General features: G+C 72.7%; 25 protein-coding genes. 13 read left to right on the top strand and 12 right to left on the bottom strand.

Translation table 11 applies throughout. From position 1 onward, the window contains the following. Window positions 1-316: 316 nt before the first annotated feature. Both AB0O19_RS23255 and AB0O19_RS23250 read right to left on the bottom strand, forming a co-directional pair. Window positions 317-2461 carry a restriction endonuclease gene (locus AB0O19_RS23255; RefSeq protein WP_363621957.1) on the bottom strand — a complete coding sequence of 715 codons (2145 nt, stop codon included), beginning with the start codon at window positions 2459-2461 and terminating at the stop codon, window positions 317-319. 136 nt (window positions 2462-2597) lie between these two features. Then, window positions 2598-3269, bottom strand: coding sequence for a maleylpyruvate isomerase N-terminal domain-containing protein (locus AB0O19_RS23250; protein ID WP_363621955.1), 672 nt, complete (start codon window positions 3267-3269; stop codon window positions 2598-2600). A 104-nt stretch (window positions 3270-3373) separates the two neighbouring features. On the opposite strand from AB0O19_RS23250, the gene AB0O19_RS23245 reads away from it, so the two are divergent. Continuing rightward, the gene (locus tag AB0O19_RS23245) at window positions 3374-4309 is read left to right on the top strand and encodes a DUF2797 domain-containing protein (protein ID WP_363621954.1); all 936 of its coding nucleotides are present in this window, start codon (window positions 3374-3376) and stop codon (window positions 4307-4309) included. A 71-nt stretch (window positions 4310-4380) separates the two neighbouring features. On the opposite strand, the gene AB0O19_RS23240 is transcribed toward AB0O19_RS23245, so the two are convergent. The 4 genes from AB0O19_RS23240 to AB0O19_RS23225 all read right to left on the bottom strand — a co-directional run bounded on the left by AB0O19_RS23240 (window position 4381) and on the right by AB0O19_RS23225 (window position 8387). Further along, window positions 4381-4626 (bottom strand): hypothetical protein, encoded by a 246-nt coding sequence (locus tag AB0O19_RS23240; protein ID WP_363621952.1) that lies wholly within the window; start codon window positions 4624-4626, stop codon window positions 4381-4383. 382 nt (window positions 4627-5008) lie between these two features. Beyond that, window positions 5009-5746: a succinate dehydrogenase/fumarate reductase iron-sulfur subunit gene (locus AB0O19_RS23235; protein WP_363587282.1), complete on the bottom strand. Its 738-nt coding sequence runs from the start codon at window positions 5744-5746 to the stop codon at window positions 5009-5011. Then, a complete protein-coding gene (locus AB0O19_RS23230; protein WP_363621950.1) occupies window positions 5743-7686 on the bottom strand; it encodes a fumarate reductase/succinate dehydrogenase flavoprotein subunit in 1944 nt (647 codons plus the stop codon). Before AB0O19_RS23230 ends, AB0O19_RS23235 begins: the two co-directional genes overlap by 4 nt. Further along, complete coding sequence (locus AB0O19_RS23225; RefSeq protein WP_363621948.1) at window positions 7683-8387, bottom strand: succinate dehydrogenase cytochrome b subunit; 705 nt, start codon at window positions 8385-8387, stop codon at window positions 7683-7685. Before AB0O19_RS23225 ends, AB0O19_RS23230 begins: the two co-directional genes overlap by 4 nt. Before the next feature lie 96 nt (window positions 8388-8483). Between AB0O19_RS23225 and AB0O19_RS23220 the strand changes: the two genes are divergently transcribed. Beyond that, window positions 8484-9404, top strand: coding sequence for a LysR substrate-binding domain-containing protein (locus AB0O19_RS23220; protein WP_363621946.1), 921 nt, complete (start codon window positions 8484-8486; stop codon window positions 9402-9404). 176 nt (window positions 9405-9580) lie between these two features. On the opposite strand, the gene AB0O19_RS23215 is transcribed toward AB0O19_RS23220, so the two are convergent. Together AB0O19_RS23215 and AB0O19_RS23210 are read right to left on the bottom strand one after the other, a co-directional pair. Further along, entirely contained in the window at window positions 9581-10399 is an 819-nt protein-coding gene (locus tag AB0O19_RS23215) for a class I SAM-dependent methyltransferase (protein WP_363621945.1), read from the bottom strand. After that, window positions 10396-11709, bottom strand: a complete 1314-nt coding sequence (locus AB0O19_RS23210; protein WP_363621943.1) for a helix-turn-helix transcriptional regulator — start codon at window positions 11707-11709, stop codon at window positions 10396-10398. Before AB0O19_RS23210 ends, AB0O19_RS23215 begins: the two co-directional genes overlap by 4 nt. A 203-nt stretch (window positions 11710-11912) precedes the next feature. Between AB0O19_RS23210 and AB0O19_RS23205 the strand changes: the two genes are divergently transcribed. From AB0O19_RS23205 to AB0O19_RS23180, 6 genes are all read left to right on the top strand, one after another. Further along, window positions 11913-12407, top strand: coding sequence for an ATP-binding protein (locus tag AB0O19_RS23205; protein ID WP_363587288.1), 495 nt, complete (start codon window positions 11913-11915; stop codon window positions 12405-12407). Between the two features lie 181 nt (window positions 12408-12588). Beyond that, the gene (locus AB0O19_RS23200) at window positions 12589-12729 is read left to right on the top strand and encodes a hypothetical protein (protein WP_363587289.1); all 141 of its coding nucleotides are present in this window, start codon (window positions 12589-12591) and stop codon (window positions 12727-12729) included. 13 nt (window positions 12730-12742) lie between these two features. Continuing rightward, window positions 12743-13930, top strand: coding sequence for a cupin domain-containing protein (locus AB0O19_RS23195; RefSeq protein ID WP_363587290.1), 1188 nt, complete (start codon window positions 12743-12745; stop codon window positions 13928-13930). Next, window positions 13927-14823 carry an aldo/keto reductase gene (locus tag AB0O19_RS23190; protein ID WP_363621941.1) on the top strand — a complete coding sequence of 299 codons (897 nt, stop codon included), beginning with the start codon at window positions 13927-13929 and terminating at the stop codon, window positions 14821-14823. Before AB0O19_RS23195 ends, AB0O19_RS23190 begins: the two co-directional genes overlap by 4 nt. Window positions 14824-14851: 28 nt before the next feature. Then, entirely contained in the window at window positions 14852-15640 is a 789-nt protein-coding gene (locus AB0O19_RS23185) for a hypothetical protein (RefSeq protein WP_363587292.1), read from the top strand. 249 nt (window positions 15641-15889) lie between these two features. Next, window positions 15890-16021 carry a hypothetical protein gene (locus tag AB0O19_RS23180; protein ID WP_363587293.1) on the top strand — a complete coding sequence of 44 codons (132 nt, stop codon included), beginning with the start codon at window positions 15890-15892 and terminating at the stop codon, window positions 16019-16021. 271 nt (window positions 16022-16292) lie between these two features. Here AB0O19_RS23180 and AB0O19_RS23175 read toward each other — a convergent pair whose 3' ends face one another. The 3 genes from AB0O19_RS23175 to gcl form a co-directional block, all read right to left on the bottom strand. Then, complete coding sequence (locus tag AB0O19_RS23175) at window positions 16293-16781, bottom strand: glutathione peroxidase (protein WP_363621939.1); 489 nt, start codon at window positions 16779-16781, stop codon at window positions 16293-16295. 83 nt (window positions 16782-16864) lie between these two features. Continuing rightward, window positions 16865-17329 (bottom strand): pyridoxamine 5'-phosphate oxidase family protein, encoded by a 465-nt coding sequence (locus AB0O19_RS23170; protein ID WP_363621937.1) that lies wholly within the window; start codon window positions 17327-17329, stop codon window positions 16865-16867. Window positions 17330-17503: 174 nt separating this feature from the next. Beyond that, window positions 17504-19285, bottom strand: coding sequence for a glyoxylate carboligase (gene gcl / locus AB0O19_RS23165; protein ID WP_363621935.1), 1782 nt, complete (start codon window positions 19283-19285; stop codon window positions 17504-17506). Window positions 19286-20075: 790 nt separating this feature from the next. Here gcl and AB0O19_RS23160 point away from each other — a divergent pair. Both AB0O19_RS23160 and AB0O19_RS23155 read left to right on the top strand, forming a co-directional pair. After that, window positions 20076-21560, top strand: coding sequence for a SulP family inorganic anion transporter (locus tag AB0O19_RS23160; RefSeq protein ID WP_363621965.1), 1485 nt, complete (start codon window positions 20076-20078; stop codon window positions 21558-21560). Window positions 21561-21664: 104 nt separating this feature from the next. Next, window positions 21665-21961 (top strand): MTH1187 family thiamine-binding protein, encoded by a 297-nt coding sequence (locus AB0O19_RS23155; protein ID WP_363621933.1) that lies wholly within the window; start codon window positions 21665-21667, stop codon window positions 21959-21961. A gap of 55 nt (window positions 21962-22016) precedes the next feature. Here the strand turns inward: AB0O19_RS23155 and AB0O19_RS23150 are convergent, their stop codons facing one another. Next, the gene (locus tag AB0O19_RS23150) at window positions 22017-22502 is read right to left on the bottom strand and encodes a DoxX family protein (protein WP_363587298.1); all 486 of its coding nucleotides are present in this window, start codon (window positions 22500-22502) and stop codon (window positions 22017-22019) included. A 151-nt stretch (window positions 22503-22653) separates the two neighbouring features. Between AB0O19_RS23150 and AB0O19_RS23145 the strand changes: the two genes are divergently transcribed. From AB0O19_RS23145 to AB0O19_RS23135, 3 genes are all read left to right on the top strand, one after another. Beyond that, a complete protein-coding gene (locus tag AB0O19_RS23145) occupies window positions 22654-23235 on the top strand; it encodes a TetR family transcriptional regulator (RefSeq protein WP_363621931.1) in 582 nt (193 codons plus the stop codon). 105 nt (window positions 23236-23340) lie between these two features. Then, a complete protein-coding gene (locus AB0O19_RS23140) occupies window positions 23341-24774 on the top strand; it encodes an MFS transporter (RefSeq protein ID WP_363621929.1) in 1434 nt (477 codons plus the stop codon). Then, complete coding sequence (locus AB0O19_RS23135; protein ID WP_363587301.1) at window positions 24771-25532, top strand: glucose 1-dehydrogenase; 762 nt, start codon at window positions 24771-24773, stop codon at window positions 25530-25532. The genes AB0O19_RS23140 and AB0O19_RS23135 overlap by 4 nt, the downstream gene beginning before the upstream one ends. The last annotated feature ends 6 nt before the right edge of the window (window positions 25533-25538 follow it).

Raw genomic sequence — 25538 nt, 5'->3', positions numbered from 1 at the left:
AAGTCGACGCTGACGTTGTCGAGGGCCACGACGCGGGTCTCCCCGTCCCCGTAGACCTTGTTGAGGCCGGTGGCGCGGGCGGCCGCCAGGCCGGTACGGACGGCGGTTGCGGGGGTCGTCACGGGGGTGCTCCTGAGGGCGGGAACGGACATTCGGGGTTCCGTTCCATCCTCCCAATCCGTTCGAGCGCGATGCGTATGTCCCGAGGAGGGGCGACCCCCGCCGTCTCGGCGGCTCGGCGGGGGTCTTCTCCTCCTCAGGTATGACACCGACCCCTGAGGACCATGGTCCCCGTGCTGCGGACGATGGTCCCGTGCTACTCCACCGCGACGCCGAACGCGCCCGCCAGCCCGAGCAGACCGTTCGTCACCGCGCGGCCCGACGGGCTGAACTGCCAACCGTCGCCCGCACGCTGGAACGAACCCATGAGCATCGCGCTGTCCGGCACGCCGCCGGTGCCGGCCGCCCACTCCACCGGACCGGCCGCGCCCGGACCGTACGTCGCCGCCAGGGCGACACCGTGCACGTAGCCGAGCGGCAGGGCCCGCGGCTCCTCCTCCTCGGTGGAGACGGCGACCACCACCTCGTCCACCGTGGCCGCCAGCCGCTCCAGGTCCAGGGTCAGCCGGACCGCCCGGGCCGGCTCGCCCGGCACCGAGTGGGTGGGGTGCAGCCGCACGGCGCCGTCCGGGTCCTGCGGGTTGTTGAAGAACACGAAGTGCTCGTCGCTCAGCACCCGCCCGGCGGCGCACAGGAACGCGGTGACGTCCAGCTCCACCGCGTCGCCGCCGGCCGTCCGGCTCTGCCAGCTGACCGTCAGGCTGCTGTGACGATCCGTCGGCGCGGCCGCCGGCGCGGGCTTCTCCTGTTCCGCGGAGCCGCCGCCGAGCCGCCCCCGCAGCCCCTGCTCGGCCAGCAGCTCCACCAGTTCCGGCCCGCTGACCAGCGTCAGCGGCTTCCCCTCGATGTAGCTGTACGAGCCGCGGCCGAAGCCGGCGGTGGTCACCAGGATGCCCTTGTTCGCCCCGTGGTGCCGGACGGTCGACTCCAGGTCGCGCACGGCCGTCGGGGGCACCGTCTTGCGGTAGCGCTTGGCCTGGATCACGATCTTGCCGCCGGTCACCGGGTCCAGGTCCTCGGCGACCACGTCCACCCCGACGTCGCCGCTGCGGGCCGTGGTCATCACCCGGAAGCCGCGCAGCCGGAACAGCTCGGCGATCAGCTCCTCGAACTCGATCGGGTCCATCTCGAACAGGTCCGGGTCGCCGTCGCCGCCGTGCCCGGCCAGGCTCCCGCCGACCGTCTCCGGCAGCCGGTCCGGCCGCACCTCGTCCAGCCGCTCCGGGCGCGCCGACAGCTTGCCGCCCAGGCCCTGGAAGCAGTCCACCGGCGCCACCCGGTCCAGCGCCAGCCCGGCGAACTCGGCCCGGGAGGCGGTCAGGGTGGACAGGAAGCGCTCCGCCTCCCGGCCGGTCGCCGGGTCGATGCCCAGGACGAAGCCGTTCAGCACCACCGAGTCCAGCATCCCGTCCCGGTCCGCCCGGAACAGCTCCGCCGCCAGCCGCAGCGCCGACTGCGCCAGCACCTCCCGGTACAGCGCCTTGCGCTCCGTCGCCGGGCGGGCCACCTCCGCCTCGCGGTCGTCCGTCTTCACGTACCGCACCCGGCCGGCGGCCGGCACCACGTCCGGGCCGGGCAGCTCCCAGTTCACCACCAGTTGCCGGGTCGACGCCTCCCAGGCCGCCACCAGCCGGTGCGGGAAGCCCTCCGGCCAGGCCGCCGAGGCGTACAGGCCGGCGGTGAAGTACTCCTGCACCGCCTCCGGCTCGCCCGCGCGCAGCCGCCGCAGCAACTCCTCGGTACGGGCGGCGCGGTCCTCGTCCTGGCGGCGGAACTGCGCCGCCCAGGCCAGGTACTCCTGGTGGTACACGGCCAGCCGGCGCTGCCGGTCGGCCTCCTGCGCCTGGGCGGCGTACCAGTCCTGCTCGAACCGGGCCCGGGCCTGCGCCAGGTACTGCTCGTACTGCCGCCGCACCCCCGGATTGCGCGCCTGCACCTGGTCCGGCGGCGGCACGTGGTACTTCGGGCCGCCCTGATCGGGCAGCTCCACCGGCCGACCCAGCGGGCCCGGGTCGAACGGCGGCACCGGGCGCGGGGCCAGCAGTGCCTGCGGGCCGAACGCCGGCGCCGCCAGCCCGGCGGCCAGCAGCCCGCGCAACTCCTCGACCCGGGCGTCCAGTTCGGCCGTCAGCCGGGCCGCCTCCGCCTCCCGGGACTGCTGGTACGCCCGCTGCGCCTCCCGCTCGTTGCGGGCCGTCGCCCGCTGCTCATCCCGCTGCTCGCGCTCCAGCCGGCGCTGCTGCGCCGCCTCGGCACGCCAGCGGGCCTCCTCCCGGCGCTGCTGCTGCCGCTGCGCCTCCGCCCAGATCGCCAGCACTCCGTCGTTCCGCCGCCCCGCCACCGTCCACCCCTCCATTGCACGCCGGACCGGTCGCGCCGCCCGCCTCCCGGCCGCGCCGCCAACCGCGCCCGCAACAATAGAACGTGAACACCCCACCGGGCCAAGCCCCGGGAGCAGCGCGGCTGCACTGCACCGGTCAGTGCACCTGGGGGGCGTCCTCGGGCCGGGCGTGCCAGCGCCAGTCGGTGCGCAGCGGCCGGCCGGGCAGCGCGGTGCGGCCGGTGGCCCACAGGAGGGTCGGCCAGGGGGCGTCGGCGGAGGTGACGGGGACGTCGGGGAAGAGGCGGGCGAGGACGCGGCGGCAGAGGTCGGCCGGGGGATCCCAGGGCAGGCCGAGGCCCTGGGCCACGTCGTGCAGGTGCACCAGCGTCTCGACCAGGCTCATCGCGACGAACCCGGCCGGGTCGGCGACACCCCACGGGTGGTAGGCGCGGACCTCGGGCGTGGCGGCGCGGGCGATCGCGACCATCAGCCCGCCGCTCGCCTCCAGCACCTCGATCAGCCCGTCGGGCCCGCTCGCGCGGTCGGCGCGGACGAAGTTGTTCGGCCCGCCGGGGAAGCGGCGCTCGGTGGCGAAGGGGACGTACCGCTCGCGCGGCGGGGCGGCCGGGCCGAGCTGGGCGGCGTAGGCGAGCAGGTCGTCGGCGAGGTGCTCGACGGTGGTCCAGCAGTCCCAGGTGACCGTTCCGGCGGGCTGGGACCAGTCGGCGTCCGCGGGTGCCGCGCGCAGGGTGGTGGCGGCGAGCCGGAGGACGAGCGCGAGGTCGTCGGCGGTGACGGGGGACTGGGCGGCGGTGTCGGGCGTCATGATCGCGGAGGCTAGCAGGGGGCACTGTCACGGGGAGCACTGTCAGGGGGAGCACTGTCAGGGGTGGCGGGTACTCTGCACTGGTTCGAGAGGGAGGGATGCCCGTGACGATCGCACCGCAGCACCCGGACCGGCCCGCCGGCTGGGTCTCCACCGGGCTGAGCTGGCACGAGGGCCGCGCCCTGCTCGGCGCCGTGCGCGCAGGCCAGGCGCACGAGCGGGCCGTCACGCCCGGCGCGGAGGTCGGCTGGCTGCTGGGCGGGCCGCGCCGCTGCACCGGCGCCTGGCTGGCCGGGGCGGCGGAGCGCACCCCGTGCCCGCACCACGCGGTGATCGCGTCGGACGGCGCCGCAGTGCAGTGCCCGGCCTGCCAGAGCGTCGACCGTGGCCTGGCCCTCGCCCGGGACCAGATCCTCGACGACGGCCGGACGTACCTGCTCTACCTCGCCTGGTTCGGCGACGGCCTGCTGAAGGTCGGGCTGACCGCCGAGCAGCGCGGCGACAGCCGACTGCTCGAACAGGGCGCACTGGCCTACGCGTTCACCGCCCGGGGCGGGCTGCCGGCCATCCGGCGCGCCGAACTCACCGTCGCCGCCTCCGGGTTGGCGCGCGAGCGGTTCAAGGCCAGGCTGAAGACCGAGCACTGGTGGGCGCACGGCGACGAGCCGTACCGCCGGGCCGTGCTGACCGAGGCCCGGGCGCAGGCGCACCGCCTGCTGGCCGGCCACGCGCTGGAACTGCTCGCCGAGCGCCCGGTGGTCGACCACGTGGCGCGGTTCGGGCTGTCCGACGGCGCCCCGGAGGCGTACCGGCAGGTCGGCGGCCTGGCCGACGGGGCGGTGATCGCGGGCACCCTGCGGCCGCCGGTGGGCCGCCACCTGTTCCTGGACCAGGCCGACGGCTCGGGGCCGCTGCTGCTGGACACCCGGCTGCTCACCGGCTGGACGCTCGCGCCCGTCTCCGGCCGTCCGACGTCCGGGGTGGCCCTGGAGGAGCGGGTCCGCCCGCCGGAGCCGGACACCCAGGAGGCGCTCTTCTAGAGCGGGCCAGGGACGCCGCCGGGCTGGGACGGTTCCTCGCGAGCGCGAGCGCGAGCGCGGGGGCTGGGGGCTCAGCTCAGCTTGCTGCGCACCCCGCCCGGGCCGGAGTGGGCCCGGCGGGACAGCGGCGGCCGGGACGGGCGGACGTCGGCGCGCGCGACGGGCTCGCCCTCGGCGGTGTGCCGGGCGAGTGCGGCCCGGGCGGCGGCCAGGGCCACGCGGGTGAGCAGCGGGTCCTCCCGGACGCCGGCGGACCGTTTGGCCGCCTGGCAGCGCGAGCACCAGATCGGGGAGGCGGGCCCGTCCGGGTACGCCATGCTCTCGGGCGGAAGGTAGTGTGCGCCGCACTCGACACACTCGAAGACCAGCCTCATCCGGCGATCACCGTCCCGGATCCGTGGCACCGACCGCAGGGCGACCAGAAGGTGTGGATCCTCGGCACCATGCTCCCTTCCTCGTCCCGTTCGACCGTGGCTTCGGTCTTCTGGGTCCCCCCGGACCCGCCGCAACCGGAACAGGACTGAACCTCGGGCATATGCCGTCCTTCCGTAGCGGAGCACCACGGTAGCGCGAATTCCCGGCTACGGGCGCGGGACCTGACGATCCACCACCCCTCGGGGGAGCGTGCGAATGCCCCGTACGCCCCGCTGCACGCCGTCGGCCCCGCGCCCGGGGGCACGGGGCCGACGGCGTGGCCCGTCAACCGCGCGCGGCCCGCAGGAATTCGCGGTTCATCGCGGCGATGCTGGGCAGCGGGATGCCCTTGGGGCAGGCGGTGGCGCACTCGCCGGTGTTGGTGCAGCCGCCGAAGCCCTCGGCGTCCATCGCCGTGACCATGTTCCGCACCCGGGAGGCGCGCTCCGGCGCGCCCTGGGGGAGCACGTTGAGGTGGACCACCTTGGCGGAGGTGAACAGCATCGCCGAGCCGTTCGGGCAGGCCGCCACGCAGGCGCCGCAGCCGATGCACTCGGCGTGTTCGAAGGCGGTGTCGGCGGCCTCCTTGGGGACGGGCGTGGCGTGCGCGTCGGGGGCGCTGCCGGTGGGGGCGGAGATGTAGCCGCCGGAGCCGATGATCCGGTCGAAGGCGGAGCGGTCCACCACCAGGTCCTTGACCACCGGGAAGGCCGCCGCCCGCCACGGCTCGACGTCGATGGTGTCGCCGTCCCGGAAGTGCCGCATGTGCAGCTGGCAGGTGGTGGTCCGCTCGGGGCCGTGGGCCTGGCCGTTGATGACCATGCCGCAGGCGCCGCAGATGCCCTCGCGGCAGTCGTGGTCGAAGGCCACGGGCTGGTCCCCGCTGGTGATCAGCTCCTCGTTCAGGCTGTCGAGCATCTCCAGGAAGGACATGTCGGGGCTGATGCCGCCGACCTGGTAGGTCGTCATCGACCCGGGGGCGTCCGGGCCCGGCTGGCGCCAGATGCGCAGGGTGAGGTTCATGCGTAGCTCCGCTGGGTGGGGTGGACGTACGCGAAGTCGAGGGCCTCGCGGTGGAGGACGGGGGCGGTCCCGGTGCCGGTGAACTCCCAGGCGGCGGCGTAGCCGTACTCCTCGTCGCGCCGGGCGGCCTCGCCGTCGGGCGTCTGGCTCTCGGTGCGGAAGTGGCCGCCGCACGACTCGGCGCGGTGCAGGGCGTCCAGGCACATGAGTTCGGCGAGCTCGAAGTAGTCGACGAGCCGGTTGGCCTTCTCCAGCGACTGGTTGAGCTCCTGCCCGGTGCCGGGCACCTTGATCCGGCGCCAGAACTCCTCGCGCAGCTGCGGGATCCGCGCCAGGGCCCGACGCAGTCCGGCCTCGTCGCGGGCCATCCCGCACTCGTCCCAGAGGAGTTCGCCGAGTTCGCGGTGGAAGGAGTCGGGGGTGCGGTCGCCGTCCACCGCGAGGATGAGGTTCAGCCGGTCCTCGACCTCGGCCTCGGCCTCGGTGACCGCCGGGTGGTCGGCGGGGACGGCGGGCAGCGGGTTGCGGGCCAGGTAGTCGTTCAGGGTGGGCGGCAGGACGAAGTAGCCGTCGGCGAGGCCCTGCATGAGCGCGCTGGCGCCGAGCCGGTTGGCGCCGTGGTCGGAGAAGTTGGCCTCCCCGACGGCGAACAAGCCGGGGACGGTGGTCTGCAGGTCGTAGTCGACCCAGAGTCCGCCCATCGTGTAGTGGATCGCGGGGTAGATCCGCATCGGGACCCGGTACGGGTCCTCCGCGGTGATCCGCTCGTACATGTCGAACAGGTTGCCGTACTTGGCGGCGACGGCGTCCCGGCCCAGCCGGCGGATGGCGTCGGCGAAGTCCAGGTAGACGCCCTGCCCGCCGGGGCCGACGCCGCGGCCCTCGTCGCAGACGTTCTTGGCGGCCCGGGAGGCGATGTCGCGCGGCACCAGGTTGCCGAAGGCCGGGTAGATCCGCTCCAGGTAGTAGTCCCGCTCGTCCTCGGGGATCTCGGCCGGCGGCCGGGTGTCGCCCTGGGCCCTGGGCACCCAGATCCGGCCGTCGTTGCGCAGCGACTCGCTCATCAGGGTGAGCTTGGACTGGTGGTCGCCGGAGCGCGGGATGCAGGTGGGGTGGATCTGGGTGAAGCACGGGTTGGCGAAGTGGGCGCCGCGCCGGTGGGCCCGCCAGATCGCGGTGGCGTTGGAGTTCTTGGCGTTGGTGGAGAGGTAGAAGACGTTGCCGTAGCCGCCGCTGGCGAGGACCACGGCGTCGGCGGTGTGGGTGCTGATCGCGCCGGTGACCAGGTCGCGGGCGACGATGCCGCGCGCCCGGCCGTCGACGACCAGCAGGTCGAGCATCTCGGTGCGCGGGTGGATCTCCACGTTCCCGGCGGCGATCTGCCGGGACAGCGCCTGGTAGGCGCCGAGCAGCAGCTGCTGGCCGGTCTGGCCGCGCGCGTAGAAGGTGCGGGAGACCTGCACGCCGCCGAAGGAGCGGGTGTCCAGCAGGCCGCCGTACTCGCGGGCGAACGGGACGCCCTGGGCGACGCACTGGTCGATGATCTCGACCGACACCTGGGCGAGCCGGTGCACGTTGGACTCGCGGGCGCGGAAGTCGCCGCCCTTGACGGTGTCGTAGAACAGCCGGCGGATCGAGTCGCCGTCGTTGCGGTAGTTCTTGGCCGCGTTGATGCCGCCCTGGGCGGCGATCGAGTGAGCGCGCCTCGGGGAGTCCTGGAAGCAGAACTGGACGACGTGGTAGCCCTGTTCGGCCAGGGTGGCGCCGGCCGCGCCGCCGGCCAGGCCGGTGCCGACCACGATCACGGTGTGCTTGCGCCGGTTGGCCGGGTTGACCAGCTTGGCCTCGAACCGCCGCTGGTCCCAGCGCTGTTCGATCGGCCCGGCGGGGGCCTTGGTGTCGGCGACGGGCTCGCCGACGGTGTAGTCCAGGTAGCTCATTTGACGACTCCGAACATCACGGCCACGGGGACGGACAGGAAGCCGGCGGTCAGCACGAGCGCCAGGCCGTTGGCGGTCAGCTTGAGCGCCCGGTCCCGGCGGGCGTTGTTGGCACCGAGGGTCTGCGCGGCGCTCCAGAAGCCGTGCCGGATGTGCAGGCCGACGGCGAGCATCGCGACGATGTAGATCACGCAGCTGTACCACTGGCCGAAGGAGGCCACGATGTTCTGGTACGGGCGGCCGTGTTCGGCGGCGGGGTTCACGGTCAGCGTGGTCAGGTCGAGGATGTGCCAGACGATGAACAGCGCCAGGATCACCCCGCCCCAGCGCATGGTCCGGGTCGCGTAGCTCGCCCGGCGGCGCTTGTGGACGTACTTGCTCGGTCGGGCGGCGAGGTCGCGGCGGCTGAGCTGGTAGGCGGACACGCCGTGCAGCAGGACGGCGGCGAGCAGGCCGAAGCGGGCGATCCACAGGAACCACTCGTGGCCCAGGAACGGCTGGCCGATGGTGCGCAGCCAGGTCGCGTAGCCGTTGATGTCGTCCGGGCCGGCGAACACCTTGAGGTTGCCCAGCATGTGCGCGACCAGGTAGAGCAGCATGGCCAGTCCGGTGACGGCCATGACCGCCTTCTTGCCGACGGTCGACCGCCAGAGCGTCGCCAGGGTGGACGGATGCCGGGCCGTCCGAGTCGCGGTTGTCATGGCTGCAACGGTAGGGACGAACGCCAGGGTGCGTCCAAGACATGCTACGGCTCGTGACAATAGCCCTGGCCTATCAATGCGGCCTATCCTGGCCGGGTGCAGCTCCAGCAACTCCGCTACTTCCTGGCCGTCGCCGAGACCCGCCACTTCACCCGGGCCGCCGAGGCGGCACACGTCGCCCAGCCCTCGCTCTCCCAGCAGATCCGTTCACTGGAACGGGAGTTGGGCGCCGAGCTGTTCCACCGCACCCGGGGCAACATCGCCCTGACCGATGCGGGGGAGGCACTGCTGCCGCTGGCCCGGCGCATCCTCGCGGACACCGAGAGCGCCCGGCTGGCCGTCCAGGAGACGGTCCAGCTGCGCCGCGGCCGGGTGCGGCTGGGCGCGCCGCCGAGCCTGTGCACCAGCCTGGTGCCGGACGTGCTGCGGCTGTTCCGGGACCGCTACCCGGGGGTGGCGCTGGTGGTCCGGGAGGGCGGCTCGCGCGATCTGGTGCGCTGGCTGGCGGCGGGGGAGCTGGACCTCGCGCTGATCATCACCCCGCCGAGCGGGGAGGCCGCACCGGCGCTGGCCGTCACCGAGCTGCTGCACGAGGAGCTGGTGCTGGTCTCCGCCGAGCGACGGACCCGGCGCAAGGTCCGGGTGGCGGAGCTCAAGGGGCGCCCGCTGGTGATGTTCCGGGAGGGCTACGACGTCCGGGAGGCGGCGTTGGCAGCCTGCCGGGCGGCCGGCTTCGAGCCGGAGTTCGCGGTGGAGGGCGGCGAGATGGACGCGGTCCTCGGCTTCGTCCGGGCCGGACTCGGGCCCGCGGTCGTCCCCGGGATGGTCGCGGCCCGCTCGGGCCTCGCGGTCATCCCCTTCGCCGGGCCGGGCCTGGGCCGCACCATCGCCGTCGCCCACGGCCACGAAGTGCCGCTCACCCGCGCCGCAGGGGCCCTGCGTACGACCCTGCTGGCGCATCTGCACCACGCCGCCGAATCCGGTGAACTCCCACCGGGGACCCGCCTGTTGCTGTGACGGGGAGGGTCGCCACCTGCGGCCCTCCCCGTCGGCGGGTGGGGATCAGGCCGACCGGACGGCATATGAACGACTGCTCTTTTCGCCCTGGAGGAGTCCAGATGGACCAGAGCAGCCATGATGACGCGAGGAAACCACCTTGTCGTTTTAGGCAGTGACCACGTCGCTCGGCCGCCTTACCGCCTACAAGTCAGAATGCCACCGAGGCACGTGATCTTGAATGAGCCTTCTGTCTTGATGGCGGCGGCAGCGATCTCTGCCGCCCGACTGACCGTCTCGCGGAAAGGGACGCCGCATTGGTCAGCCCACGCTTCGTAGGAGGCGAGGTGGGAAACGATCGGCGCAGGATCGGTGATCTCGATGGCGCCAGGCAGTTCCCGCACCCGGATGTCCTTGAACGCTGTTCCGAGGTAGCCGGGGGCCTTTTCCAGGGAGAAGCGGGAGCTGAGGGAAACCCGCGCCGGCCCCTCGGGAATCCCGAGGATGTCGCCTGCGGCCCGGGCCCAGAGCCGGTCCAACTCCTTTTTATCGATGGTGCTGTTGGTCGAGGCGATGAGCACACCGCCAGGCCGGAGGACGCGGGCCAGTTCCTCGATCGTGGCCTCGATATCGCTGACGTGGTACAGCATGTGCAGGGCCAACACGGCGTCGGCGCTGTCGTCGGCGAAGGGCAGGGCCTGGGCGTCGGCTACCAGGACCGGCTTCTCGACGTCGGCGAGGATGCCCGCCGAAATGTCCATCCCGACGACCTGAAGGTCCGGGCGATCCTTGTGCAGGCGGCTGACGAACTTGCCGTTGCCGCACCCGGCGTCCAGGACGATCCCGCTTGTGCCGGCCAGCTCTTCGAGGACGATCCCGGGCAGGTCGTACCGCGGCTGCTGCCACCGGTAGATGGACTGGCGGGCGGCCAGGTGGCGTCCGTCGGCGTAGGCGCTGTTCGCGAGGATCGCCTTGTCGGCGATAGCGGCGTCCTGCTGTGCGGTGTTGCTCGTCACTGGGGCAGCTCCGGAGGATTCGTGAGTGCGGGTCGAGAGCAGGCTTCTCTGACATTCTCGCGGAGACTCAGGACGATCGGGGAGCCTGCGTAGGCGGGCTCGGCGAGACGGGTGCTCAGGGCTCGAAGTCGGGCAGAGATGCTCGCTGTTCGCCGGTCCGGTGCGGCGTCCAGCACCACCGAGAGCTTCTCCTGCACGCCGTCGAGGTCGCCGTGGGCGAGGTGGGCGTTGGCGAGGTCGAGGCGGGCCGCCAACAGGTCACCGGAGGACTGTTCCTGCCGCGGTGCGGACTCGTACAGGGCAATGGCCCTGGAGGACGCCTCGATGGCACGGTTCACGTGAACCTGGCTGCCCAGGGCGAGGAGGGCGGTGCCGGCGTAGGTCCACTGCTTGGCCTCGGGAAACGTGAATACGCCGGGAAGATCCACTCCGGCTACGGCGCTCCGCGCCGCCGCGGCCGCTTCCACTGCCAGTAGCGCGCTCGCGCTGTCGCCGAGCGCGGCGGTGGCCCGTGCTTCAAGGCTGAGCAGGCGGGCTGCGATCGTCCCGCTGTCCGCATACGGCAGCCCGGCTCTGGCTAGTTTGGCGGCCTGGCGGTGGTCCTGCTGCCAGTAGGCGATCAGGGACTGGATGGATCGGATCCAGGCCCGGAGACCGTTGTGGCCGGCTGACTCCGCGCAACGCCAGGCGGTTCGCGAATGCGTAGCCGCAGCTGTGTACTGGCCGAGGTCGAGGGCGATGTGGGTGGCCAGGCCGCAGAGGCGTCCGGCCTGCAGGTAGAGATGGCCTGTCTGGTAGGGGCGTTGACGGCCTCGAAGTAAGTCGAACACTCCTCGCCGGAGGGTTCCGATGTCATGGAAGAGCTCGGACACCGGCTTGCTCACGTAGTCCCCTGCCAGCCTCGCAATGTCCGCGTCGATCTGTTCGAGCAGAGTGTCGTCCACGTTGGACGCGCTCGCGAAACGGAGGAACAGCGCGGACTCTGCCGAGTCGGCTGCCACGGCCACTACGAGATCGTTGTCGTGGTCCGTGCGCCGGGCATGCACAGGAGGCGACGCATCGCCGACGCTGCTGGACTGTGGCGCTGCTTCGACGGCTACGGGGGGTACTGCCAGCAGGGCGGCCAACTGGTCAGCCGAGAGTCCCAGGGCACGGGCGAGTTTCGGCCGCATCCAGGGCTGCGGGGTACCCCTACCGCTCTCCCACCGGCCCACAGTCGTACGGTCCACGTCGAGGGCCTCAGCCAGAGATTCCTGGGTGTGGCCGACCGCCTCCCTGCGCTGGATCAGCCGGGACCTCCTGGATGCCATCCCGCGTCCTCCAGAGGTACGTCAGTTCGTCTGTAGCCATAACAGGCCAGGTCATGCCCGGGTTTGCAGCACGGATGCCTCATTGCCGCTTCAATTCTGCTCTGGTTCACCGGCGTTGGAGGCGGTTCTGTAGATACCTGCCGGGTGAATCCCGGCGCGAATCGGCCCGCTGCCGACCTCGTCCCGGTGAAAGGTCCGCGCTCATGTCCGTCACCACCCGCCAGGCCACTGCCCCCGCCCCGTTCGGCTTTCGCGTGCTGCCCAGTGCCGAGGCCGTGCCGGACGCCCGGCGGCGGGTGATACGGGCCGTGCGCGGTTGGGGCTTGCCGCTGGCGGAGGACGCGCTCCGCGATGTCGAGTTGCTGTCCAGCGAGCTGATCACCAACGCCGTGTGCCACACGGACGCCCCGTGCGTCGTGTGCGTGTCCTGGAACGGTGAACGGCTGCGCGTCGAGGTGACGGACGTCGGCCACGAACTGCCGGTCGCTGGCGGGGTCGATCTCGACGCCACCGGCGGGCGAGGACTGTTCCTGGTGGCAGCGCTCGCGACGAACTGGGGCGCCGAGCCGGACCCCGCTGGCAAGCGGATCTGGTTCGAGGTCGGCACCACCGCCGCAGTCTCGGGCGACGAGCGACTCACCGAGCTGGTGAGGGCCCTGGCCCCGAAGGCACGGGACGTCGTCCCGACCAGTGCCTGACACGACTTCCTCCCGCCCCGACGCGGGCTTGGGGGGATGCAGGTGGCCGCGCTGGTCAACAGCCGCGCGGCACAAGCACCTGAGGTTCCTTGCCAGCGGCTTTGTCCTGGCAACGGATCCATCGCTGCACCAACGACGGGGCTGGGCAGCCGCCCGCCCCATGATCCCGAAGGAGTGCTTCATGCCCGAGAACCTGACGACCAGCACCGAGACGGAGGACGACGGCCTGCTGGTCGCCCGTGCGAAGGTCGCCGCGGCCCGCTCGCGTGGCGAGCAGCCATCGGACGGCGGCTCCACCGGTCGAACCGACACCAACGACTGACGGCTGCATCACGATGACCGCCGAGTACTTCTCGGTGGTTGAGCGTCTGGGCGGGGATGACTTCCTCGCCCAGACGCTCGGCCGCAGCTTCAAGGTCGCACGCGGTGAAGCCGCGTCACTCACCGGACTCATGAGCTGGGATGATCTCAACGCCATCCTGGCCCAGCATCGGTTCGAACCCCCTCGCTTCCGCCTCGCCGCCAACGGGGAGCAGGTGCCCGCGCACACGTACTCCCGACCGATCACCACCCGGCGGAACACCGTCTGGCACCAGCTCCAGCCCTCCGAGTTGCACAAGCGTCTCGCCGAGGGTGCCACGCTGGTCCTGGACGCCGTTGACGAGCTCCACCTCGGTATCGGTGCTTTGGCTGGCCAGCTGGAGCGCTGGCTGCGGACCGGCCTGCAGGTCAACCTGTATGCCTCCTGGACCGGCACCGAGGGCTTCGGCGTCCACTGGGATGATCACGACGTGGTCGTCGTCCAGCTCGACGGCGCGAAGCGCTGGCGCATCTACGGTCCCACCCGTACGGTGCCGATGCACCGCGACGTCGAGACGCCCGAGCAGCCGCCCGAAGAGCCCGTCGCCGATCTGGTTCTCACCGCCGGCGATGTGCTCTATCTGCCTCGGGGCTGGTGGCACGCCGTCGCCGCCTCCGAGGGCCGGCACTCGCTGCACGTCACGTGCGGGCTGCAGAGCACGACGGGTGCCGACTTGATCACCTGGCTGTCGGAGATGTTGCGTGCCCACGAGACCGTCCGGGCGGACATCCCGCGCTTCGGGGCCGCAGAGGAGCAGCGTGCCTTCCTCGACGCGATCGGCAAGCTCCTCGCGACCGAGCTGGAGAGCGACGACCTGATCGCCCGCTTCTCCTCCGCTCGCGACGCCACCGAGCGAGCCCGGCTCACGCCGTCGCTGCCCCACATCACGGCGGCCCCACCGGATGCCGACCTGCAGGTACGCCTGGTCACCACGCGGCCCGTTCTCACTGCCCTGCCCGACGGCACCGTCCGGCTGACCGCCGGCGGCGAGGAGTGGACGTTCGCCGCCAAGGCCGAGCCGATGCTCGCGCTCCTCGCCGATGGGGAACCTCACCGGCTGGCCGATCTCGCGCAGGCCGCGGGCGTCGCTCTCGGACAGGCGGCCGGTGTCGTGACGGAGCTGGTCGACGGCCAGGCCGCCGCGATCGGAGGCCTTCGATGACCGCCCGGCTGGGCCTCGGCACCTACCGTTGCCTCGATGTGGCCGAGGCGGCGTTGATGGCCGCCTCCCGAGGTGCCGACTGGGTGGACACGGCGCCCAACTACGCAGGCGGTCGGGCGGAGGCGTCGCTCGCAGTGGCTCTGGCTGCCTACCCGGATCTGTGCGTCTCCACGAAGGTGGGCTTCGTCCCGGCCGGCACCAGGCACATCGGGGTACGAGCCGGTGCCCTGTCCACGGCGGACGCCGAGCGCGGGCACTGCCTCACCCCGGACTACATCGCCTGGCAGCTCGCGCGTTCCAAGCTCATGCTCAGCCGGGTACCCGACCTGGTGTTCGTCCACAACCCCGAGCATGTCTGCCCGGACGGCGAGATCACCGGTCGGCTCTACAACGCCTTCCTGGCTCTGGAGGAGGCGTGTAGCCAACAGACCATCAGCGCCTATGGAGTGGCGACCTGGCGCGGCTTCAGCAGTGGCCTCTTCGATGTACCCACGCTGATCGAACTCGCGACCAGGGCCGGCGGGCCGAATCATCACCTGTGGGCCGTCCAGCTCCCGGTCTCCCTCGTCCACCTCGCGCCCATCGCCCAGGCTCTCGACGGACACGGCCCGTTGGCCGATGCCCTGGATGCGGGACTGGAGGTGTTCGCCTCCGCCCCGCTCCACGGAGGTGAGGTCCCCGGCGTGGTGACCCCGGAACTGACCAAGCTGATCAATCCCGGTATGACCTCTGCCGAGACCGCCCTTGCCGTCGTGGCTTCAGCCCCAGGGGTGAGACGCGTGCTCCTGTCGACGGGGAACCCGGAACACTGGATGCAGGCCGCCGAAACCGTCGGCCGACCGCCGTTGTCTCCGGACGTACTCCGAAGGGTTGTTGATGTACTCGGAACCTGAGCCGGGCACCGCCAGGCGGATGCGTGGGATGCACGCCACGGCAGCAACCGCGCTCAAGGCCACGCCGATCGGCTCGCGCGAAGCGTGGGGCTGGCGCGGACGTACCCTGAGCCGCCCGGTCGCCACGGCGTCCGGCGAGGGCTGGCTCCGACTGGTGTCCGCCCCGTCCGACAAGGCCGGCGGAAAGCTCTGGGAGGGACCGCAGGAGGCAGAACAGCTCATGCCTCCTGCGGTACCCAGGCCGCGCCTGCGGGAGCGACGTACCTGGACCGAGGGCGAGCACGGCTATCTGGCGGAGCTGTACGAGAAGGTCATCGCCTCCACCATCACCACTCACGAGCCGATCCTCCGGAAAGCTCCTGATCTGGACGGCGCCTGGTGGGACGAACTCGGCACCGCCCTCGACGCCATCGCCGCCGTTCCCAGCGACCGGGTCGCGGTCCGGCAGGAGTACCTGGACCGCGCCATGCCCCAGTACCTGGGCATCCCGATGGACACCAGGGTGTCTGCCTGGACGACGGCCCACGGTGACCTGCACTGGGCCAACCTCACGGGCCCAACCCTGACGGTCCTCGACTGGGAAGGCTGGGGCGTCGCGCCTGCCGGGTACGACGCGGCAGTGTTGCACTCGTACAGCCTCCTCGTGCCGGACACCGCCGCCCAGGTCCGTCACCGACTCGCCCATATCCTCGGCACGCCAGCCGGGCAGTTCGCCGAGCTTGTCGTCATCACTGAACTGCTGCAGACCACTACTCGAGGCGACAACCTCGACCTGGAGGAGCCCCTGCGAAGGCGGCTCTCCGCGATCACCAGATGACTGGCCACCGACCCTCGGCCGGGGCGGCGCGTTGGGTAGCCCTTGGGATATCCAACGCGCCAATGTGATCGCCCCATGGGGCGAGGACCGGGGTAAGGATGACTTCCCCCACGACTTGCTCCGCCTGCGGCATCAGTTCGGTCACACCTGCTGTGCGCGCTCGGCTTCGACGTCCTCGGCCTGCACCGCATCTGGGCCGCCCGCTCTCCGCTCAACGAAGCATCCGCGCGAACACTTCTCCGTGCCGGGATGACCGAGGACGGGCGGATCCGTGATCACGTCTTCGTCCACGGCGCCTGGCGCGACTCGATCACCTACTCGATCCTGGAGCACGAGTGGACACCGATCGACGGCTGGGATCCGCAGCGCCGTCCAGTCTGAGGGTGGGAGCAGCGCGAGTTGGTGAGGCACGGGCGCTGGGCGACCGAGCCTGCGAAGTGGCTGCTGCCGCACCGGCATCAGCAGCTCGGTCTTCTCCACGGTCCGCTCGACGAACCCCCAGACGAACGGACATGGGTAGTGCGCAGTTCTACTGGCTCAGTTCAGTCGAGGCCGACTCGGCAATCGAGAGGGGCTGCTCGACGGCCCGGGGGAACGACGGACCGGCCCGGGGCGGGTGCCCGGGGCCGGTCCGTCGGCGGGTGGGTGGGGATCAGGCCGGGAGGACGGCCTCGATCGCCGCGATCAGCTCGGCCGACTCCGGCTCGACCCGCGGCCGCAGGCGGGCGGCCACGGTGCCGTCGGGGGAGATCAGGAACTTCTCGAAGTTCCAGCTGACGTCCCCGGTCTCGCCCTCGGCGTCGGCGACCTGGGTCAGCTGCCGGTACAGCGGGTGCCGGTCGTCGCCGTTGACGTCGATCTTCTCGAACAGCGGGAAGGTGACGCCGTAGCTGGTGGAGCAGAAGGTCTGGATCTCCTCGGCGCTGCCCGGCTCCTGCCCGGCGAACTGGTTGCAGGGGAAGCCCAGCACGGTGAACCCGCGTGCGGCGTACCGCTGCTGGAGGTTCTCCAGGCCGGTGTACTGCGGGGTCAGGCCGCACTTGGAGGCGACGTTGACGATCAGCAGCGCCTTGCCCTTGTAGTCGGCCAGCGAGGTGGGCTCGCCGGTGAGGGTGCGCAGCGGGATGTCGTACAGGCTCACGGTGGTGGTCCTTTCGAAAGGAGTGCGGAACAGGTGGTCGCCTGGCCACCGTAGTGGCCGCGACCACCTGGACCGAGCCCGACCTACCGGTCTTGTGACAGGTCGGCCCCGAAGGAGGAGAAGTCGGCGCTCGACCAGCGCTCGGGCCGCATCCGGAAGGTGATGTCGGCGGCCAACTGTTCCCGGGCGGAGGCCAGGTAGTCGCGCGCGGCCTCGGGTGACAGGTAGCGGTTCGCGAGGGCGGCCCACTCGTCGCGGTCGAGCCGGTCCTCGATCGCCACCACGGGGCCCTCGACGCTCACGTACGCGGCCGGGCCCTGCTCGCGCTGGGCGCAGAGGGTGAACCGCCCGGCGGCGCGGATCCGCCGGGCCTTGACGGAGTCGCGGCCGGTGACGACGGTGAGCAGGCCGCCGGGGACGTAGGTGTACCAGACCGGTACGGCCAGCGGGCCCCGGTCCGCTCCGGCGCCGGAGTCGACGGCCAGGATGCCGACGTGCGGTGCGGCGAGGAACCGCTCGCGCTCGGCCTTGCTCATGCTGAAGGGCATGGTGTCCGCTCCAGGGGCTCCGGGCCCGCGCACGGAGGTCGGGCGCGGGCGTCTTCCGGTTTGTACCCGGTGCGTGTCCGGGCCACTCGGGGCGGGGCGCAGTGGTGGATCCGCGCCGGATCCCGCCCCGAGCGGCCCGCTGCCGGATCCCGCCCCGAGCGGCCCGCTGCGGGATCAGGGCGCGAGCGGCTTGACGGCGGTCGGCGCGTGCTCGGGGAGGGTGGCGATCTCCTCCCACTCGTTGACCTTGTCGATGTCGGCGGCGGCCATCGAGATGTTGGTGACCCGCTCCAGGATCGCCTCGACGACGACCGGGACGCGGAACTCGGCGGCCAGCTTCTTGGCCTCCTCGAAGGCCGGCAGCAGGCCCTCGGGCTCGGTGACCCGGATCGCCTTGCAGCCCAGGCCCTCGGCGACCTTGACGTGGTCCACGCCGTAGACGCCCAGCTCCGGCGCGTTGATGTTCTCGAACTCCAGCTTGACCTGGAAGTCGATGTCGAAGTTGCGCTGCGCCTGGCGGATCAGGCCCAGGTACGCGTTGTTCACCAGCACGTGGACGTACGGGATGCGGTGCTGGGCGCCGACGGCCAGCTCCTCGACCATGAACTGGAAGTCGTAGTCGCCGGAGAGCGCGACGACCTGGCCCTCGGGGTCGGCGGTGGCGACGCCGAGCGCGGCCGGGATGGTCCAGCCGAGCGGGCCGGCCTGGCCGCAGTTGATCCAGTGCCGCGGCCGGTAGACGTGCAGCAACTGCGCGCCGGCGATCTGGGAGAGGCCGATGGTGGTGACGTAGCGGGTGTCCGGGCCGAACGCCTTGTTCATCTCCTCGTAGACGCGCTGCGGCTTGAGCGGCACGTCGTCGAAGTGGGTGCGGCGCTGGAGCCGGGCCTTGCGGTCCTGGGTGGCGGCGGCCCACTCGCCGCGGTCCTTGAGCTGCCCGGCGGTCTTGAGCTCCTGGGCGACCTGGAGGAAGAGCTCCAGCGCGGCCTTGGCGTCGGAGGCGATGCCGAGGTCGGGGGCGAAGATCCTGCCGATCTGGGTGGGCTCGACGTCGACGTGGACGAACGTGCGGCCCGCGGTGTAGACGTCCAGGCCGCCGGTGTGGCGGTTGGCCCAGCGGTTGCCGATGCCCAGGACGAAGTCGGAGGCGAGGAAGTTCTCGTTCCCGTAGCGGTGCGAGGTCTGGAGGCCGACCATGCCGGCGTTCAGCTCGTGGTCGTCGGGGACGATGCCCCAGCCCATCAGGGTCGGGACCACCGGGACGCCGGTCAGCTCGGCGAACTCCCGCAGCAGTTCGGCGGCGTCGGCGTTGATGACGCCGCCGCCGGCGACGATCAGCGGGCGCTCGGACGCCTGGAGCAGTGCGAGCGCCTTCTCGATCTGGATCCGGTTGGCGGCGGGCTTGTAGACGGGGAGCGGCTGGTAGGCCTCGGGGTCGAAGTCGATCTCGGTCAGCTGGACGTCGATCGGCAGGTCGATCAGGACCGGGCCCGGACGGCCGGAGCGCATCAGGTGGAAGGCCTGCTGGAACACGCCGGGGACCTGTGCGGCCTCCAGCACGGTGGTGGCGGCCTTGGTGACGGGCTTGGCGATCGAGGCGATGTCGACGGCCTGGAAGTCCTCCTTGTGCAGGCGGGCGACGGGGGCCTGGCCGGTGATGCACAGGATCGGGACGGAGTCGGCGATCGCCGAGTACAGGCCGGTGATCATGTCGGTGCCGGCCGGGCCCGAGGTGCCGACGCAGACGCCGATGTTGCCGGCCTTGGCGCGGGTGTAGCCCTCGGCCATGTGGGAGGCGCCCTCGACGTGCCGGGCCAGCGTGTGCCTGATCCCGCCGGAGGCCTTGAGTGCGGCGTAGAACGGGTTGATGGCCGCGCCCGGCACGCCGAACGCGACCTCAACGCCTTCGAGCTTGAGGATCTCCACGGCCGCGCGGGCGGCTGTCATACGAGGCATCGGGTATCTCCTGCGTCGGCCCGCAGTGGGTCGGAGGGCTCATCTCCAGAATTCCACCATACGGAAGAGCGGTTTCTGTATGTGGAAATACGGTACGGCTGGCCTCGGCGGGGCGTCAAGGGGAGGTCCAACAGAATGTGGAAGCCGGCCCCGGGGGTGAAACCGCAGGTCGCCGCAGGCGTCCGAGGGGCGGGGAGGCGGGGCCGGGTTCGTACAGGTGGGCGCCGATCGAGCTGGTGTGCCCGGGGAGCCGGTCGTTCCGCGCCGGAAAGCGCGGCCGGTGTGCAGTGCGGGTGAAGGGACGGTGCCCGAGGTCGGCCCACCCCGCACCCCTGGGTACCGTCGGTGGCACGCCGGGCCCGTGATGTCCAACTGAGGCCGTGGCAGGGGGATTCGGGACGGTCCGGGAGCGGGGGAGCTCCGGCGGCCGGTCCCGTCCAGGACCAGCGTGCCCGGTCCGCCGCACCCGAGCGAGGGACGCACCCCCTGGCCGCACCGACCCGACACCCGCCGCCGCCGTCCGGTCCGCCCGGACCCGCGGCCGTACCGCTGTCGCCCCTCCGCGCGGTCCACCTCCCTTCCCTCTCCTCACCCCCCCTGCGACCTCCTCACCCCCCCCTGTGACGGCGTGCCCGCAGCGGCGGGCGCGCGAAAGGAACGCCGCCATGCGCTGTCTCCCTGCCCGCCCCCCGGTGGTGACCGGGTGAGCCGAACGCCCCGCCGCCGCAAGGCCCCGCCGGGCCACCCCGGCAAGGCCGCCCCGCCGGGCCGCCGCCGGCCCCCGCTCGCCGTGCTGCGCGCCGTCCCCTGGCGCTACGACCTGCCCGCCTCGCTGGTGGTGTTCCTGGTCGCCCTGCCGCTGTGCGTCGGGGTGGCGGTCGCCTCCGGCGTCCCCGCCGAACTGGGTCTGGTCACCGGTATCGTCGGCGGCCTGGTCGTCGGCCTCCTGCCCGGCAGCAGCCTCCAGGTCAGCGGTCCGGCCGCCGGGCTGACCGTCCTGGTCTACGACGCCGTCCAGCGCTTCGGCGTCACCGCCCTCGGCCTGCTCGTCCTCGGCACCGGGCTGCTCCAGATCGCGATGGGAGCGCTCCGGCTCGGCCGCTGGTTCCGGGCGATGTCCGCCTCGGTGGTGCACGGCATGCTGGCCGGCATCGGACTGACCCTGCTGTTCGGCCAGCTGTACGCGCTCGCCGACCGCCGCGCCCCGGCCACCGGGCCGGAGAAGATCGCCGGACTGCCCGACCTGCTGGCGGACGCGGTCACCGGCGTGGCCGATCCGAGCGCGATCGCCCTGGGCCTGGCGACCCTGCTCGTGCTGGTCGGCTGGAAGTACCTGCCCGGGCGCGTCGCCCGCGGCGTCCCCGCGCCGTTGGCCGCGGTCGGGCTGGCCGCCGCCGTCACGGCCGCCGCCGACCTGCCGGTGGCGAGGGTCCGGGTGTCCGGCCTGCTCGACGTCGTCCACCTGCCCGACCGTGCCGCGCTCGGCGCGGTGGCGGGCACCGCCGGCCTCGGCACGGTCGTCGCCTTCACCCTGATCGCCTCCGCCGAGACGCTGTTCAGCGCCGCCGCCGTCGACCGGATGCACCACGGCCGGCGTACCGACTACGACCGCGAGCTGACCTCCCAGGGCATCGGCAACACCGTCTGCGGGCTGCTCGGCGCCCTTCCGATGACCGCGGTGATCGTCCGCAGCGCGGCCAACGTCCAGGCGGGGGCGCGGACCAAGGCCTCGCGCACCCTGCACGGGCTCTGGCTGCTGCTGTTCACCGCGCTGCTGCCCGGCGTGCTCGGGCTCGTCCCGCTCACCGCGCTGGCCGCCGTCCTGGTCCACGCCGGCGCCAAGCTCGTCCCGCTGCGGCGGATCGCCGCACTCTGCCGCGGCCACCGGGGCGAGGCGCTGGTGCTCGCGGTGACCGCGAGCGCCATCATCGCCACCGACCTGTTCGAGGGGGTGCTGATCGGCATCGGCCTGGCCGTGGCCAAGTCCGCCTGGCAGACCTCGCACCTCCAGATCGGCCTGGAGGAACTGGTCCTGCCGTCCGGCGAGGCCCTGCAGCGCGTCCGGCTCACCGGCAACGCGACCTTCCTGCGGCTGCCCCGGCTGCTGGACGCCCTGGAACGGCTGCCGGCCGACCGGCCGGTGGAACTCGACTGGTCCGGGCTGCGCCACCTGGACCACGCCTGCACGGTGGCCCTCACCGCGTGGGCCGCCCAGCACCGGGCCCGCGCCACTGCTCCGCTCGCGGTCGAACCGCCGCTGCCGACCGTGGTGTGAGCGCCGGCAAGGCCGGTTAGCCTGGTCGCGGCCCGGACCGGAACCTGGTCCCGGCCACGACCGGTGCCGCCGGTGAGTGCCGTCGGCGGAAGGAGCGCAGAGCCGTGATCGCAGCCTTTTCGGTGAGCCCGCTGGGGATCGGCGAGGACGTGGGAGAGGCGGTGGCAGCAGCCGTCCGGGTGGTCCGGGCGAGCGGACTGCCCAACCGGACCGACGCGATGTTCACCAGCATCGAGGGGGAGTGGGACGAGGTGATGCCGGTGATCCGGGCGGCGATCGAGGCGGTGAAGGCCTACAGCGGCCGGGTGAGCACGGTCATCAAGATCGACGACCGGGCCGGGGTCACCGACGGGCTCACCGCCAAGGTCGCCTCGGTGGAACGGCACTTGGCCGAGGACTGACCCCGCACAGTCAGTCCGTCGAGCCGCCCGTCGGGCCCTGGGCCGGGCCGGGTGCTCAGCCGGTCTGGCCCTGGTGTGCCCCGGCCGGGGCGGGCTGGGCGGCCGGCTCGGCCGTGGTGCGCCGGGCCAGCAGCCGGTCCAGGGCGTAGGGGCCGGAGCCGAGCACCGCGATGGCGAGGAAGGCCCAGCAGAACATGACGGAGGGTTCGCCACCGTTCTGCAGCGGCAGCAGGGAGTGCTCCTGGTGAACGGTGAAGTAGGCGTACGCCATCGAGCCGGAGCAGAGCAGGGCGGCGGTCCGGGTGCCGACGCCGAGCAGCACCAGGGCGCCGCCGACCAGTTGGATCAGCGCGGCCCACCAGCCGGGCCACTGGCCGAGCGGGACGGTGCCGCCGCCCTTGGTGCCACCGAGGACGCCGAAGAGCGAGGCGGCGCCGTGGCAGGCGAAGAGCAGCCCGACGACGACCCGGAAGGCCGTCAGGACGAGCGGGCGGGCGGCCTCGGCCGCCTGCTGGGGAGAGGTGGGAAGGTTCGCGGGCATGGGGAAACGCCTCCTGTGGGGGGAGGAGGAGGTACGGGGCGGTAAGGGTAGCCTTGGTCTAGTCCACTTGGCAATGCTCCGTCAGATCCCACGTGTGCGACCTTCGGGGAGGATCTTGACCGACCGTTCTGGAAAGGGTTAGCGTTCATCCATGGCGCGAACGAAGGAATTCGACCCGGACGCCGTGCTCCAGTCGGCCCTTGAGCTGTTCTGGCGGCGCGGTTACGAGGCCACCTCGATGGCCGACCTGGTCGAGGAGCTCGGGATCGCCCGGGCGAGCATCTACGCCACCTTCGGCAGCAAGCACGAACTGTTCCTGCGGGCGCTGGAGCGGTACGGCGAGCAGGCCGACCCGGTGCTCCTGGCCGAGCTCTCCCAGCCCGGCCCGGTGCTGCCGGCCGTCCGCGCGCTGGTCCGCCGGTTCGCGGCGGAGTCCGCCGAGGACGGGCTGAAGCGCGGGTGCTTCATCACCAACACCGCCGTCGAGCTCGCCGCGCGCGACCCCTCGGCGGCCCGCCGGGTGGAGGCCGGGCTCGGCCACCTGGAGACGGTGCTGACCGCCGCCCTGGTCCGGGCCGAGGCGCAGGGCGAACTGCCCGCCGGGCGGGACCCGAGGGCGCTGGCCCGGATGCTGCTGGTGCTGCTGCAGGGCGTGCGGGTGCTGGGCCGGACCGCCGACGGCGCGTCCCGGGTGCGGGACGCCGTCGAGCAGGCGCTGGTGCTGCTCGACTGACGAGTCGACTGACGGATCGTGGGGCGATGGCGGGGCGACGGTGGAGGCCGCCTCTTGCTGTCCCAATACTGGACCGAACGGTCATTATGGAGAGGGGGGGTTTCCATGAGTGTCGCCACGGCCGACCGGCCCGGCTTCGCCCTGCTCGGCGGCGTGCAGGCCACGCTGATCTTCACGATCATGATCCTGTCCGTGCCACTGCCCCTGGTGGCCCGGGAGTTCGGGCTCGGCCCGTCCGGTGTGCTGCTGCTGAGCGCCGCCTACGGACTCTCCTTCAGCGCCCTGCTGCTCCTCGGCGGGCGGCTGACCGACCGCCACGGCGGCCGCCGGCTGCTGCGGGTGGGCCTGGCCCTGCTCGGCACCGCCTCGATCGCCTGCGCCCTCGCGCCCGGCTACCCCGTCCTGCTGGCGAGCCGCTTCGCCCAGGGCGTCGGCGCGGCCCTGGCAGCCCCGGCGGCGGTCGCCGTGGTCCGGGTGCTGCGGCCCGAACCCGCCGAATACCGGCGGGCGATGGCCGCCTGGGGCGGCCTCTCGGTGCTCGGCGCCACGGCGGGCAACCTGCTCTCCGGCGCCCTCGCCGCCTGGGTCTCCTGGCGCTGGCTGTTCGTGGTGCCCGTCCTGGTCGCCCTCGTCGGCCTGGTCCGCTCCGGCTCGCTGCCGCCCGCCGAACCCGCCGGCCGACCGTCGGCCGTCGGCCGGCCGGGGCTGGACCTGCCCGGCGCCGCCCTGGCCGCCGCCGGTGTCTGCGCGGCCAGTTACGGGCTGGTGGCGTCCACCGGCCACGGCTGGCGAAGCCCCGGGACGCTGCTGCCGCTGGCCGCCGGGCTCGCCCTGCTGTGCGCCTTCGCCGCCGTCGAACGGCGCACCGCCGACCCGCTGCTGCCGCCCGGCTTCCTCGCCGACCGCCGCCGGGCCACCGCCCTCGCCGCCGTCATGGCGACCGCCGCCGGCACCGCGCTGACCTTCCTGCTGCTCGCGCTCTACCTCCAACAGGTCCGCGGCTGGGGCGTGCTGGCCACCTCCGCCGCCTTCCTGCCGTACGCGGCGGCACTGCTGACGGCCGGTCGCCTGGCCGGGCCGCTGACGGCCCGCTACGGCGCCGTCGCGGTCACCGCCGGAGGGCTCGCCCTCGCGGCGGCCGGGCTCGGCCTGCTGGCGGGCCTCGCGCCCGCCAGCGACTACGCCACCGGGCTGCTGCCCGGGCTGCTCCTGCTGCCCGCCGGGGCCGCTACCGCCTTCGCCGGCGCGGCCGTGCTCGCCACCGCGGGCGTGCCGCCCGAACGGACCGGCCTCGCCGCGGGCGTGCTCAACACCGCGATGGAACTCGGCCCCACCGCCGGGGTGGCCGCCCTGATGGCGCTCGCCGCCACCCGCCCGAGCGTGGTCGGCGGCTACGCCACGGCCTTCGCGGCGGCGGGCGCCGCCCTGGCGCTCACCGCCCTCGCCGTCGCCCTGCCGGCGCGGGCGACTCCCGAGGCCACCACAGAGACCGACACCGCACCAGAACGCACCATCCAGATCAAGGAGCACCTCTCATGACCACGCGTTTCATCGGCAAGTCCGTCCTGGTCACCGGCGGCGGCAGCGGTATCGGACGGGCCGTGGCGCTCGCCTTCGCCCGGGAGGGCGCCCGGGTCGCGGTCGCGGGCCGCAGCGCGGGCCCGCTCGCCGAGACGGTCGAGCTGATCGAGCAGGCGGGCGGCAAGGCCGTCGCGCTGACCGGCGACGTGGCGGACGGTCAGGACGCCGCCCGGCTGGTCCGGGAGACCGTCGAACTCCTCGGCGGCCTGGACGTCGCCGTCAACAACGCCGGGGTGTTCGGCGCCGTCGGCCCGGTCGCCGACATCGACGAGGACGAGTGGCACCGGGTGTTCGCGGTCAACCTGACCGGCACCTGGCTCGCCATGAAGCACCAGATCGGCCACATGCGGGCCCACGGCGGCGGCGCGATCGTCAACATCTCCTCCAACCTCGGCGTCCACATGCGTGTGCCCGGCCTCGGCGCCTACGCAGCCAGCAAGGCCGCCGTCACCGCGCTGACCCGCAGCGCCGCCCTCGACCACATCGCGGACGGCGTCCGGATCACCATGGTGAGCCCCGGCCCGGTGGACACCAGCATGTCCACCCGGCCCGGCGAGAACGCCGACGACAAGGCCGCGCGGATGAAGGACAGCCTCCCCGTCGGCCGGGCGGGTGCGGTCGAGGAGGTCGCCGCCGCGGTGCTGTACCTGGCCTCGTCCGAGGCGGGATTCACCGTCGGCGCCGACCTGGTCCTGGACGGCGGCGCCACCGCCTGATCCACC

This window comes from Kitasatospora sp. NPDC091276, from assembly GCF_040684355.1.
GTDB lineage: Bacteria > Actinomycetota > Actinomycetes > Streptomycetales > Streptomycetaceae > Kitasatospora.
The sequence above is the reverse complement of the archived record's forward strand: the minus strand, read 5'-3'. Positions and strand labels throughout refer to the sequence as shown.

Bases quoted from the DNA above. Each gene is read 5' to 3' on its own strand.
- AB0O19_RS23200 (WP_363587289.1), top strand. From the start codon at position 12,589: ATGCCCGAGAACCTGACGACCAGCACCGAGACGGAGGACGACGGCCTG.
- AB0O19_RS23210 (WP_363621943.1), bottom strand. From the start codon at position 11,709: ATGGCATCCAGGAGGTCCCGGCTGATCCAGCGCAGGGAGGCGGTCGGC.
- AB0O19_RS23170 (WP_363621937.1), bottom strand. From the start codon at position 17,329: ATGCCCTTCAGCATGAGCAAGGCCGAGCGCGAGCGGTTCCTCGCCGCA.
- AB0O19_RS23240 (WP_363621952.1), bottom strand. From the start codon at position 4,626: ATGGCGTACCCGGACGGGCCCGCCTCCCCGATCTGGTGCTCGCGCTGC.
- AB0O19_RS23140 (WP_363621929.1), top strand. From the start codon at position 23,341: ATGAGTGTCGCCACGGCCGACCGGCCCGGCTTCGCCCTGCTCGGCGGC.
- AB0O19_RS23185 (WP_363587292.1), top strand. From the start codon at position 14,852: ATGCACGCCACGGCAGCAACCGCGCTCAAGGCCACGCCGATCGGCTCG.
- AB0O19_RS23250 (WP_363621955.1), bottom strand. From the start codon at position 3,269: ATGACGCCCGACACCGCCGCCCAGTCCCCCGTCACCGCCGACGACCTC.
- gcl (WP_363621935.1), bottom strand. From the start codon at position 19,285: ATGCCTCGTATGACAGCCGCCCGCGCGGCCGTGGAGATCCTCAAGCTC.
- AB0O19_RS23230 (WP_363621950.1), bottom strand. From the start codon at position 7,686: ATGAGCTACCTGGACTACACCGTCGGCGAGCCCGTCGCCGACACCAAG.
- AB0O19_RS23225 (WP_363621948.1), bottom strand. From the start codon at position 8,387: ATGACAACCGCGACTCGGACGGCCCGGCATCCGTCCACCCTGGCGACG.
- AB0O19_RS23150 (WP_363587298.1), bottom strand. From the start codon at position 22,502: ATGCCCGCGAACCTTCCCACCTCTCCCCAGCAGGCGGCCGAGGCCGCC.
- AB0O19_RS23145 (WP_363621931.1), top strand. From the start codon at position 22,654: ATGGCGCGAACGAAGGAATTCGACCCGGACGCCGTGCTCCAGTCGGCC.
- AB0O19_RS23190 (WP_363621941.1), top strand. From the start codon at position 13,927: ATGACCGCCCGGCTGGGCCTCGGCACCTACCGTTGCCTCGATGTGGCC.
- AB0O19_RS23180 (WP_363587293.1), top strand. From the start codon at position 15,890: ATGACCGAGGACGGGCGGATCCGTGATCACGTCTTCGTCCACGGCGCC.
- AB0O19_RS23195 (WP_363587290.1), top strand. From the start codon at position 12,743: ATGACCGCCGAGTACTTCTCGGTGGTTGAGCGTCTGGGCGGGGATGAC.
- AB0O19_RS23205 (WP_363587288.1), top strand. From the start codon at position 11,913: ATGTCCGTCACCACCCGCCAGGCCACTGCCCCCGCCCCGTTCGGCTTT.
- AB0O19_RS23135 (WP_363587301.1), top strand. From the start codon at position 24,771: ATGACCACGCGTTTCATCGGCAAGTCCGTCCTGGTCACCGGCGGCGGC.
- AB0O19_RS23235 (WP_363587282.1), bottom strand. From the start codon at position 5,746: ATGAACCTCACCCTGCGCATCTGGCGCCAGCCGGGCCCGGACGCCCCC.